Genomic DNA, 11,264 nt, shown 5'->3' on the forward strand with positions numbered 1-11,264 from the left:
ACTGACCAGCTCCAGCATCGCCAGGCCGGCGGCCATCGCCACCGGGTTGCCGGAGAGGGTGCCGGCCTGGTAGATCGGGCCGGCCGGGGCGATCTGGTTCATCAGTTCGGCACGGCCACCGTAGGCGCCCACCGGCATGCCGCCGCCGATGATCTTGCCGAAGGTGGTCAGGTCCGGGGTGATGCCGTAATGCGCCTGCGCACCGCCCAGGGCGACGCGGAAGCCGGTCATCACCTCGTCGAAGATCAGCAGCGCGCCGTACTGCGTGCACAGCGCCCGCAGATGCTGCAGGTAGCCCTCACGCGGCGGGATGCAGTTGGCGTTGCCGACCACCGGCTCGATGATCAGCCCGGCAATCTCGCTGCCCTGCTGCTCGAACAGCGCCGTGGCGGCATCGAAGTCGTTGTAGGGCAGGGTCAGGGTCAGCTCGGACAGGCCGGCCGGCACGCCCGGCGAGGTTGGCACGCCCAGGGTCAGCATGCCGCTGCCGGCCTTGACCAGGAACGAGTCGCCGTGGCCGTGGTAGCAGCCCTCGAACTTGACGATCTTCATCCGCCCGGTGGCGCCACGGGCCAGACGGATCGCCGACAGCGTGGCCTCGGTGCCGGAGTTGACCATGCGCACCATCTCGCAGGAGGGCACCAGCGCGGTGATGGTCTCGGCCATGGTCACCTCGGCCGCGCACGGGGCACCGAACGACAGGCCGTTGCCGATCGCCTGCTGCACCGCTTCACGCACCGCCGGATGGTTGTGGCCGACGATCATCGGGCCCCAGGAGCCGACGTAGTCGATGTAGCGGTTGTTGTCGACGTCGTACAGGTACGGGCCATCGGCGCGCTGCACGAAGAACGGCTCGCCGCCGACCGACTTGAACGCGCGCACCGGCGAGTTGACGCCGCCGGGCAGCAGCGTCTGCGCGCGCGCGAACAGGGCGTGGGATTGGGCGTGGTTCATCTGGGAACTCCTGGGAACGGTAAAAGCGGTTGCCATCAGGCAAAGCAGCGGCGGTAGGCCTGCAGTGCGTCCAGCGGATCGGGTTCGGCGAACACACCGCTGATGACCGCGATCAGGTCGGCGCCGGCGTCCACCACGGGCGGTGCATTGTCCGGCGTCAAACCGCCAATGGCCACCCGCGGTACGCCCAGTGCGGCGCTTTGTCGCAGCAGTTCCGGCGTTGCCCGGCGCGGGGTCAGCTTGCTGCGGCTGGGGAAAAAGGCGCCGAAGGCGACGTAGTTGGCGCCGGCCGCCACCGCGCGCTCGGCCCGTGCCAGTTCGTCATAGCAGGAGGCGCCGATGATCGCCTGCGGGCCAAGCATCGTCCGGGCGGCGGCGATGTCACCGTCGTCCTCGCCCAGATGCACGCCGGCGGCGCTACCCGGGCGGCCAATGCGGCATCGTCGTTGATGATCAGCGGTACGCCGGCGGCCGCGCACAGCGCCTGCAGCGCAGTGGCCTGGGCCAGGCGGGAAGGGGCATCGACGGCCTTGTTGCGGTACTGCAGCCAGGTGATGCCGGCCAGCAGCGGGCGGACCCGCTCCAGCAGACGCGTGCTGTCGGTTTCGTCGGGGGTGATCAGGTAGACGCCACGGGCGTCGGCAAGCTGGGTCATGGATGGCTACCGGTACGGCGAAGGGAATGTGACAATCAACGCCGTTTCTCTATGCGGCGATTATCCCCGATGTCCGATGCCACGGCCTCCACCCTGCGCGACTGGATGTGTATCGTCTGCGGTTTCATCTACCGCGAGGCGGACGGCTTGCCGGAAGAGGGCATCGCGCCGGGCACGCGCTGGGACGAGGTGCCCGATACCTGGACCTGTCCGGATTGTGGCGTGACCAAGGACGACTTCGAGATGGTCGAGCTGGACTGAACGGCCGGCACCTGCGGTAGGCGGCAGTATGCGCCAGGCCTGATCGCCACCCCACTTGCCTGGCGTGGCTGCAGCTGCGTCGGGCCGCCGGCGTGGCTTCAGTGCAGCCGCGGACGTTCGCCGCCGATATCGATCAGACGTTCGCGGATCGCGGCCGCATCGCCGGCCTCGGGTTCCATCTTCAGATAGCGCGCCAGATCGGTGCGGGCGCCGGCCAGGTGTTCCAGCTGCAGGTAGGCGAGGCCGCGGTCGCGGACCGCATCGGCCTGTTGCGGTGCCAGTTTCAGGATGCGGTCGGCACTGCGCGCGGCGCGGTCCCACTCTTGGCGCTCCACATACACGCCATGCAGGTTGCGCAGCATCCGCATCAATATGGCGCGGTGCGGTGCCGGGTCCAGAATCTGCGCCAGCACCTGATCGTCCGGGACTTCCCCGCCCAGGTTGGCGCGGGCGCGCTCACGCAGCTCCTCCACGCTCAATGGCCGGCCGCCATTGAAGGGATCCATGATCAGCACACCTTCTTCCACCGGCAGCCGCACCAGGAAGTGCCCGGGGAAGGAAATGCCTTGCAGAGGCAAGCCCAGCCGCCGCGAGACGTCGATCTGCACCAGCGCCAGCGAGATCGGATTGCCCAGCCGGCGCGCGACCACCTCGTTGAGATAGCTGTTGCGCGGATCGTAGTACTCGTCGTGGTTGCCGCTGTAGCCCAGCTCGTTGAACAGGTGGTGGTTGATCGCCGCCACTTTCAGCGGCCACTCGCTGATTGCGCCCACTTCCGTGTGCAGATGGTCTGCATGGGCCTGCAACATGCGGTCGTACCGGGCAGCATCGAGCTGCGGGTATTCGTCGAGCGCGATCAGCAGCGCGGTCGGCAGCAGGGGCAGTAGCTCATCGCCCAGATTGGCAAGCTCGTCCCACTGCGGCAGGGTGATACGGGGTTCAGACATGGCTGCAAGACTGGCGACAAAGCGCCGCCGGTTCAAGCGTGGTGCCGTCTTCCATGCAGCGGTGGTTCAATCGGGCTGGACGATGCCGGGACCGAAGGTCAGCTCGGCACCGTCTTCCAGTTTCAGCCTGGCCGCCTGCCCGGCGTTGAGTTCGAGCACGTAGCGGGCCGGCTTGAAGCTTGGATACGGCGGGCAGGCGTTGCCGGCCGAGCACGGCGGCACATCGCGCTGCTGGCTGACAAGCCGGCGCGCGCTGTCGAAGTACAGGATGTCCAGCGCCAGCTTGGTGTTCTTCATCCAGTACGCCTGTGGTTCCTCGCGGTCATGGATGAACAGCATGCCGTGATCGGCATCCATCTGGTCACGGAACATCAGCCCGCGTGCGCGGCTTTCATCGTCCTGGGCCACTTCCACCTGGTAGCGGGCCCCGGCCAGCTCCACCCAGTGCGTGCCTCCGGCGCTGGCGCAACTGGCAAGAGCGAGCAGGGAGCTGGCGAGCAATAGACGTAACAGGCACATGGGCAGGGACCGGGAAGGGGATGAGGAGTCGGTGGGGCGGCGGGACGGCACGCGACTGCATGCCGTCAGAGGCAGTGGGCAGGCTTACAGCACCTGGGGCGGTTCACCGCCGATGATCACCACATCGGCCGGACGCCGTGCGAACAGGCCGACGGTGACCACGCCGGGAATCTGGTTGAGCTGCTGTTCCAGCTTCACCGGGTCGGTGATGGACAGGTTGTGCACGTCCAGGATCAGGTTGCCATTGTCGGTGACCACGCCATCGCGCCACACCGGCTGGCCGCCGGTCAGCGCCAGGATTTCGCGGGCGACCAGGCTGCGCGCCATCGGAATGACTTCCACCGGCAGCGGGAACTTGCCCAGCACCTTGACCTGCTTGCTCGGGTCGATGATGCAGACGAACTGCTTGCTGGCCTCGGCGATGATCTTCTCGCGGGTCAGCGCGGCCCCACCGCCCTTGATCAGGTTCTTGTTGCCGTCGCACTCGTCGGCGCCGTCCACGTACAGCGACAGACCGCCGGTGTGGTTCAGGTCCAGCACCTCGATGCCGTGGCCCTTGAGCAGCGCGGTGCTCTGCTCGGAGCTGGAGACTGCACCTTCGATCTGGTCCTTGATGCGCGCCAGCGCCTCGATGAAATAGGCGACGGTGGAGCCGGTGCCGACTCCGACGATCATTCCCTTTTCGACGTATTCAATGGCTTTTTCGGCGGCCAGGCGCTTGGCTTCGGACATGGTGGGCTCGGTGGATGGGGAAAGGGAGGGTAGGAGCGATGGCAGGCGCGACCGGCGCTTTGCCGGGAAAGTCCCATCGCGACTGACGTCGCTCCTACGGGCAATGGGATGTCAGGCCGGCTTCTTTTCCAGCGACAGCAGCAGCTTCCACTGTGCGGCGGTGACCGGGAACACCGACAGGCGATTGCCCTTGGCGGTCAGCGGAAAACCTTCGCCCAGTTCCTCGGCATGCAGCTTGATCTCGTCCAGCGCGATCACCTGCGCCAGTTTGCGCTCGAACGCGACATCGACCAGCATCCAGCGCGGCTGCTCGCGCGTGCTCTTGGGGTCGCAGTAGTCGGATTCGGGATCGAACTGGGTGTCATCCGGGTAGGCCTCGCTGGCCACCGTGGCGATGCCGACGATGCCCGGTACCTTGGTGTTGGAGTGGTAGAACAGGATGCCGTCGCCGACCTTCATGCCATCGCGCATGAAGTTGCGCGCCTGGTAGTTGCGCACGCCATTCCACGGCTCGGTGCCCACGCGCTGCAGGTCGTCGATGGAAAAGGCGTCCGGTTCGGACTTCATCAGCCAGTAGCGCTTGCGGGCGGTCATGCGTTCAACGGTTCCGGGTAGAGAGTGGCCTGCTCGGTACAGATGGCATCCACCGCCACATCCCAGTCCTCGACCGGCAATGACGGCACCTGCTGGGCGGAAAACCCCACACCCACCAGCCACGGCGGCGCGGCCTGGCGCTGCCGGAATGCGAAGCTGCGATCATACCAGCCGCCCCCCATGCCCAGCCGCCGGCCCGTGTCGTCGAAGCCGACCAGCGGCGCCACCACCAGCGCCATCTCTTCCGGCGGCAGCGCCTGCGCCGGGTCTACATCCGGTTCGGGAATGCCGTAACGGTTGCTGACCAGCGGCTGCCCCGGCCGCCACGGCGCGAAGCGCAGCAGCTTGCCATGCAGCACCGGCAGGCAATAGGTCTGTTGGGCTGGCAGCTGCATCTGCCAGCGGTGCAGCGCGATCTCGCCATCCATTGCCCAGTAGCCGGCCACCGGGCCGCTGACATCGGCGAATGGAAGGGACAGCAGGCGCGCGGCCAGACGTTCGGCGGCGGCGATGCGCATGGCGGCGGGAATATCGCGGCGATGCTGGCGCAGTTGCTGGCGCAGCTTCTGGCGAAGCTCTGTCATGACAGGCGGGGACCGTTGCGGAGTGGAAATGTGTTGCGGGCGGCACAACGAAAAGCGGGAACGGCACCCGAAGATGCCGCTCCCGCGGAATATTGCATTCTCCGCCATGACGATGCGTGCGAAACGACCTTGAACCCGGGGTTCAAGTGGGAACGCTGGGGAACCATCGGGCTTCCCGCTACAAGGCGGACTTGCACACCCGGCGCCGTCGCGCCCCCGTGGTCGTAATTAAGGGACAAGGCGAATGTTTGCACACGCCGTCGTTCACGGCAGAGAACGCAGGGCCAGTATAGCGAGGTTGCGGGCGCAAATGCAGCCTTTTCCAGCCGTCGCGGATTCAGCTGCCTGAGCCGCTCAGCTGGATCAACGCGCGTTGTCGATGGCGGTGTCCAGACGACGGTTCAGATCATTCAACGTGCTCTGGAAACGCTGCTGCTGTTTGGCCAGCTCGTCGCGCATCAGCTGCATTTCATGCGCCAGATTCAATGCGGCCAGCACCGCCACGCGATCCACCGCGGCCATGCGGTTGCTGCCGCGGATCTCGCGCATCCGCGCATCGAGCATATGCGCGGCGGCGGTGAGGCTGTCGCGCTCGCCCGGTTCCACGCCGACGGTGTAGTCGCGATCGAGAATACGGACACTGACCGGTTCGTTCTGGCTCACGTGTGCTGCTCCAGCGACTTGAGGCGGGTGATCATCGCTTCCACGCGCGAGCGCGCCTGTTCGTTCTTGGCCAACAGCTGCGAGCGTTCGGTCATCAGCTGTTCCTGCTGCTGGCGCAGGCTGCGATTCTCATCGGCCAGCCGCTGGTTGCGCTCGAACAGCAGTTCGATGCGGACGGCAAGGGCCTGCAACTGGGCAGCGGGGTCGAAGGAATCCATGGCGTGCACGATAGGCATGCCGGTGAGGGGCGGTCAAGGTGGTGATGGGGGTGCGGTTGGTACACTGTGCGGCCGCTGTCGTTGTTTGCCGCGACGTGGCCCCATCCGTTTTCCAGACCTGTGACATGACCGAACTTCCTGCCGTCAACGACATCCTCAAAGCCAGCCAGAGTCTGGGTCTGGGCGCCTCTCCTGCCGAACTGCACGGAGGGCTGTGCGGCTGGCTGGCCGCCGGCGGGGCCGATCTGCCGGCGTGGCTAGGCCAGGTGCTGGCCGATGCCAGCTTGCCGGTGCCCGAGCCGGACAGCGTGCTCGATCAGCTGCGGTTGGCCACGGTGGCGCAGCTGGAAGACCGGGATTTCGCCTTCGAACTGGTGCTGGCCGATACCGCTGCGCCGCTGCAGGCGCGTACCGATGCGCTGTTCGAGTGGTGCCGCGCCTTCCTGGGCGGTTTCGGTCTGGCCTCGGGCAAGCGCCCGGCGCTGAGCGAGGAGGGGGAAGAGGCGCTGCAGGATCTGGCCAAACTGGCCCAGGCGTCCAGTGACGAATTCGATGCCGGTGAGGAAGACGAGGACGCGCTGGCGGAAATCGAGGAGTTCGTGCGCGTGGCCGCGCTGCTGCTGCATGGCGACTGCGTGATGGGGTCGCGTCACCGCCAGCGTCTGAACTGAGCTGCGGCATGAAGCGACTTTCCGGGATCACCCCCGCCGAGTACGCCCGCCGCCGTCGCCAGTTGATGGAGGCGGCCGGCGATGACGCCATTCTGGTATTGCCTGCCGCGCCGGAACGGGTGCGCAGCCACGACACGTTCCATCCGTACCGTCAGGATTCGGATTTCTGGTACCTGTGCGGTTTCCAGGAGCCGGAGTCGGTGCTGGTGCTGATTCCGGGCAGGCGCCACGGCGAGACGATCCTGTTCTGCCGCGAGCGCGACCCGGACCGCGAGGCCTGGGATGGTCCGCGCGAGGGCCAGGAGGGCGCAGTGGCGCGCTACGGCATGGATGACGCGTATCCGATCGATGACCTGGATGAGATCCTGCCCGGTCTGCTGGAAGGGCGTTCGCGGGTGTACTACCACTTCGGTCGTGATGCGGACTTCGATCTGAAGCTGATCGGCTGGGTCAACCGGGTGCGCTCGCAGGTCCGGCACGGTGCGCAGCCGCCGCACGAGTTCCTGGAGCTGGGTCACCTGCTGCACGAGCAGCGGCTGTACAAGTCGGCCGATGAAATCGCGTTGATGCAGATGGCGGCGGACATCAGCGTGCGTGGCCATCGCGCGGCCATGCGGGCGGCGCGCGCGGGTATCCACGAGTACGAGTTGCAGGCCGAGCTGGAGCGCGAGTTCCGCGCGCATGGCGCCTGTCCGGCCTACAGCAGCATCGTCGGCGCCGGCGGCAACGCCTGTGTGCTGCATTACCGTGACAACAGCAGCGGCAGTCGTGACGGCGACCTGGTGCTGATCGATGCCGGCGCCGAATACCACGCTATGCCAGCGACATCACCCGCACTTTCCCGCTCAATGGCCGCTTCAGCCCCGAGCAGCGCGCGCTGCATGATCTGGTACTGGCGGCGCAGACCGCCGCGCTGGAGCAGGCGCAGCCGGGTATCGCCTACGAGGAGGGGCACCTGGCCGCGGTTGAGGTATTGACCGAGGGCCTGCTGCGGCTGGGGCTGCTGAAAGGGGATCTGGAAGAGAACCTCATCGAACGCCACTACCAGCGCTTCTACCGGCACAAGACCGGGCACTGGCTGGGGCTGGATGTGCACGACGTGGGCGATTACCGGGTGGCTGGCGAGTCGCGCCTGCTGGAGCCGGGCATGGTGTTCACCATCGAGCCCGGGCTCTACATTGCCAGCGACGATCGCAGCGTGGAGGCGCGCTGGCGCGGCATCGGTATCCGCATCGAGGACGATGTGCTGATCACCGGTGACGGCCATCGCGTGCTCACCGGCGCGCTGGAGCGCAGTGCCGAGGAGATCGAGGCGTTCATGGCGGCGCGCTGAGTCCGAGTGCCGGAAAAAGGAAAAGGGCGCCGATCGGCGCCCTTTTCTGTTGCATGGCCCGGGCCGGTCAGTCCGTGGCTGCGGCGGCAAATGCCGGACGGGTGAGGTTGTCGGCCTGGCCTTCGGTACACAGCACTTCGTCTTCGATACGGACGCCGCCGTAGGGACGGAAGAAATCCACGCGCCCCCAGTTGATGCTGGCGGCGTTGCCGGCTTTCTTCACTTCTTCCAGCAGCATGTCGATGAAGTACAGGCCCGGCTCGATGGTCACCACCATGCCCGGTTCCAGCACGCGGGTCAGACGCAGGTAGGGATGTCCTGCCGGGCGTTCGATCCGGCCGCCGTGCTCGCCGGCGGCGAAGCCGGCCACATCGTGCACCTGCGCACCGATCAGGTGGCCGATGCCGTGCGGGAAGAATGCCGCGCTCACCCCGGTGGCCAGCGCAGCCTCCGGCGATACGGTGATCACACCGAAGTCCTTGAGGATGCCCATCAGCGACAGGTGGGCATCGATATGCAGCTGCTTGTAGTCGAAGCCGGCGCGGACCGCTTCGCACATCTTGATCTGCGCCGCGTCCACCGCATCGACCAGCGCCTGGAATTCACCGTGGCCGGCGGCCGCGTAGGTACGGGTGATATCGCTGGCATAGCCGCAGGCCGAAGCGCCGGCGTCGATCAGGAAGCTGCGCAGCGGCTGCGGTGCGCTGCGGCCCAGGTCGGTGTAGTGCAGCACCGCGGCATGTTCGTTGAGCGCGATGATGTTGCCGTAGGGCAGGTCGTTGGCGTCCTGGCCGACCGCTTGGCAGTAGGCCATGTGGATCTCGAACTCGCTGGCACCGGCCCGGAACGCGGCCTCGGCGGCACGATGGCCACGCACGCCCAGCACCTGCGCCTGGCGCATCAGTGCGATTTCATAGGGGGTCTTGTAGCCGCGGTGCCAGTCCAGATGGTTGATCACCGCTTCCGGATTGTTCGGTACGAAGTTGCCCAGCGCGCTCTGCGGCTCACCGACAATGGCGCAGCGCGCCGGGTCCCCGGGCAGCAAGGCCAGCGCCTGGTCCGGCTTGCGGATGATGTGGATATCGAAATGCTCCACCCACCAGCCGCTGGGTGCGGCCGGAACCGCGTGCCAATAGTCGAACGGCTGATAGAACACCAGCGTCGGGCGTTTCCCGGGGGTGTGGATCAGCCAGCTGTTGGGCAGCCGGGTCAGCGGCAGCCAGGCCTTGAACTGCGGGTTGACCGCGTACGGGTAATCGCGGTCGTCGAAGGCCTGGTAGTGCAGGGTACCGCTGGGAATGACCAGGTGATCGAAACCGCCGCGTGCCAGCGCCGCATCGGCGCGGCGGGAGAGCTCGCCCAGATGGTGGGAATACAGGACGCCTGGATCTTGCTGTTTCATCGCGGTGGCTCGCTCGACGGTGCGGAATACAGGCCTACGATTCTGCCGCAATCACGCGCGAGCTGCTGTGCCGTTTTCGGCAGTCAGTCCGCAGGAAGGTTGCCCTCGATCCACCGCGCCAGCTGTTCGCGGTGGGGTCTGTCCAGGGTCAGGAAACGGAAGCCGGCCCAGCAGTGGTTCGGGGTGTGGGCCGGGGTACGCCACAGCAGATGCACGCCGACGTCGATGTCGATCTCGCCGCCCCGGCCGTCGGGAATGGGGAACTGCAGCTGGTACAGGGCATCTTCCAGCAGGGGTTCGGAGGCGATGACCAGCATGCCGGTTTCGGACACGTTGCTCAGGCGGCCGATCACGCTGTCGGTCATCCGGTCCCAGACCGGGATCAGTGCTGGAATCTGCAGGCGCGGCGCCCGCCGGGTGTTGGTGATCATGCGGACTCCGCAGCGGAACTGCCGCCGGCAAGTGAGCGCAACGTGCGCAGGGTTGCCTGCCAGGCGCGGTCGATCAGGCGGCCGCGGTCTTCGGTGACCACCTGCACCTGGCCCTTGGCCATCAGCCGGGCGAGGGCGTCGAGCGAATGCTCGGCCACCTTCTGCCCGCGCTGATTGACGAACAGTACGTTGTCGGTGATCAGGCTGTACCAGGACAGGCGCTGGCGCTGCGAATCACCCTGCTGGTTGACGGTGAATTCGAACCACGTGCCGAACGGCATCGTGCGCAACTGCCGGTAATGCGTTTCCTCTTCCGGGCTGCGGTTGGCTACCGGCTTGCGGCGCGGATCTTCTTCTTCGTCGCGCTCGCTGCCCTCACCCAGACGGGCGCGGGCTTTGAGTTTGGCGCTGAGCTCGGTCTTGGAGGTGGTGTCGTCTTCCCCGCCCGGGGTGGACAGGCGCCGGGCGATCGCGCCAGCCTCGTCGCGGTGGTAGCCGACCTGCAGCAGTGATTCTTCGATCTGCTTGCCCAGCACCACGTCCGGCTCGCCGCCAGCGGGGCTGGCGGTGACTTCGCTGATGCGGGCGGTGGCGACCTGGCGCTGTTGCCATTCCTCGGAGTTGTCGCCCTGGCGCAGCAGGGTCAGGGTCAATACGTCGGCCCAGGCCTGGCGCAGCAGGGTCTGCACGAATTTGGGCGCCGCGCCGTTGCGACATTGCTGGTCGATGGTACGCGTGGCCAGCTGCTTGGCAGCCTCCAGCCGCTCCTTGCCGCGTGCCGCCTCCACATGCCGGCGCTCGGTGACTTCGGCCTTGCGGGCGGCCGTCCGCAGGTGGTTCTGGATCTGCTGGTTGGCCTCGGTGAAGACGGCTTCGTTGCCGTCGTAGTCGGTGACGACCTTGTTGACCGCCTCACCGAGCTTCTGCAGCAGCACCGGATCGCCATCGTCATCGCCCAGCCAGGTGGCGCCGGATTCGGCCACCGCGTTGAGCAGCTCGCGCGCGGGGTGCTGGTCACGGACGAAGAACGCCTCGTCGTGGATCGCCGCCCGCACCACCGGTACCTGCAGCTGGGTCAGCAGGTCCGCGGCCGCGCCTTCGGTGCGGACTTCGCGCTGGATCTGCGTGTACAGCATCCCCAGCAGGTCGAGGGTGTCGGCATCCTGTGGGGCGAGTGAGGCCGCTGGTCCGTGGTCGGCCTTGATCTGACCGAGCAGCGCATTGCGGATGTCGCCAATGCTGCGCCGCGTGCCTGGCGAGGCGGCCTGCGCCTGCAGGCGGCCGAGCACCTCCATCACGG

13 protein-coding genes, 1 other RNA gene and 2 pseudogenes are annotated in these 11,264 nt (G+C 66.9%); 3 read left to right on the forward strand and 13 right to left on the reverse strand.

Translation table 11 applies throughout. The features are described 5' to 3' along the window. On the reverse strand, positions 1–954 hold a 954-nt coding region (gene hemL, locus JCM9942_RS05460; protein ID WP_054658222.1), incomplete at its 3' end, for a glutamate-1-semialdehyde 2,1-aminomutase. A 35-nt stretch (positions 955–989) separates the two neighbouring features. Next, positions 990–1,609, reverse strand: a pseudogene (gene thiE, locus JCM9942_RS05465) (thiamine phosphate synthase). A gap of 69 nt (positions 1,610–1,678) precedes the next feature. On the opposite strand from thiE, the gene JCM9942_RS05470 reads away from it, so the two are divergent. Continuing rightward, a complete protein-coding gene (locus JCM9942_RS05470) occupies positions 1,679–1,870 on the forward strand; it encodes a rubredoxin (protein ID WP_054658224.1) in 192 nt (63 codons plus the stop codon). A 98-nt stretch (positions 1,871–1,968) separates the two neighbouring features. Here JCM9942_RS05470 and JCM9942_RS05475 read toward each other — a convergent pair whose 3' ends face one another. The 8 genes from JCM9942_RS05475 to JCM9942_RS05505 form a co-directional block, all read right to left on the reverse strand. After that, a complete protein-coding gene (locus JCM9942_RS05475; protein WP_054658226.1) occupies positions 1,969–2,817 on the reverse strand; it encodes a SirB1 family protein in 849 nt (282 codons plus the stop codon). A 66-nt stretch (positions 2,818–2,883) separates the two neighbouring features. After that, positions 2,884–3,336 carry a DUF192 domain-containing protein gene (locus tag JCM9942_RS05480; RefSeq protein ID WP_054658228.1) on the reverse strand — a complete coding sequence of 151 codons (453 nt, stop codon included), beginning with the start codon at positions 3,334–3,336 and terminating at the stop codon, positions 2,884–2,886. A gap of 84 nt (positions 3,337–3,420) precedes the next feature. Next, entirely contained in the window at positions 3,421–4,068 is a 648-nt protein-coding gene (gene rpiA / locus JCM9942_RS05485) for a ribose-5-phosphate isomerase RpiA (RefSeq protein WP_054658230.1), read from the reverse strand. A gap of 111 nt (positions 4,069–4,179) precedes the next feature. Then, on the reverse strand, positions 4,180–4,662 hold the full coding sequence (locus JCM9942_RS05490; RefSeq protein ID WP_054658232.1) for an EVE domain-containing protein: 483 nt from the start codon (positions 4,660–4,662) through the stop codon (positions 4,180–4,182). Beyond that, positions 4,659–5,246, reverse strand: coding sequence for a 5-formyltetrahydrofolate cyclo-ligase (locus tag JCM9942_RS05495; RefSeq protein ID WP_054658234.1), 588 nt, complete (start codon positions 5,244–5,246; stop codon positions 4,659–4,661). Before JCM9942_RS05495 ends, JCM9942_RS05490 begins: the two co-directional genes overlap by 4 nt. Positions 5,247–5,340: 94 nt before the next feature. Then, a non-coding RNA gene (ssrS, locus tag JCM9942_RS18130) (6S RNA) lies at positions 5,341–5,525 on the reverse strand. A gap of 84 nt (positions 5,526–5,609) precedes the next feature. Further along, positions 5,610–5,909 (reverse strand): cell division protein ZapA, encoded by a 300-nt coding sequence (locus JCM9942_RS05500; RefSeq protein WP_054658236.1) that lies wholly within the window; start codon positions 5,907–5,909, stop codon positions 5,610–5,612. Then, entirely contained in the window at positions 5,906–6,127 is a 222-nt protein-coding gene (locus tag JCM9942_RS05505) for a TIGR02449 family protein (RefSeq protein ID WP_054658238.1), read from the reverse strand. The genes JCM9942_RS05500 and JCM9942_RS05505 overlap by 4 nt, the downstream gene beginning before the upstream one ends. A 125-nt stretch (positions 6,128–6,252) precedes the next feature. On the opposite strand from JCM9942_RS05505, the gene JCM9942_RS05510 reads away from it, so the two are divergent. Beyond that, a complete protein-coding gene (locus tag JCM9942_RS05510; protein ID WP_054658240.1) occupies positions 6,253–6,798 on the forward strand; it encodes a YecA/YgfB family protein in 546 nt (181 codons plus the stop codon). A gap of 8 nt (positions 6,799–6,806) precedes the next feature. Beyond that, positions 6,807–8,131, forward strand: a pseudogene (locus JCM9942_RS05515) (aminopeptidase P N-terminal domain-containing protein). 67 nt (positions 8,132–8,198) lie between these two features. Here the strand turns inward: JCM9942_RS05515 and pepQ are convergent. The 3 genes from pepQ to JCM9942_RS05530 form a co-directional block, all read right to left on the reverse strand. Then, a complete protein-coding gene (gene pepQ / locus JCM9942_RS05520) occupies positions 8,199–9,533 on the reverse strand; it encodes a Xaa-Pro dipeptidase (protein ID WP_054658242.1) in 1,335 nt (444 codons plus the stop codon). Positions 9,534–9,616: 83 nt separating this feature from the next. Then, the gene (locus tag JCM9942_RS05525) at positions 9,617–9,964 is read right to left on the reverse strand and encodes a PilZ domain-containing protein (protein ID WP_054658244.1); all 348 of its coding nucleotides are present in this window, start codon (positions 9,962–9,964) and stop codon (positions 9,617–9,619) included. Further along, a partial coding sequence (locus tag JCM9942_RS05530; protein ID WP_157722793.1) for a DUF1631 family protein occupies positions 9,961–11,264 on the reverse strand: 1,304 nt, incomplete at its 5' end. The genes JCM9942_RS05530 and JCM9942_RS05525, both read right to left, overlap by 4 nt.

This window comes from Stenotrophomonas pictorum JCM 9942, from assembly GCF_001310775.1.
Taxonomy (GTDB): Bacteria; Pseudomonadota; Gammaproteobacteria; order Xanthomonadales; family Xanthomonadaceae; genus Stenotrophomonas; species Stenotrophomonas pictorum.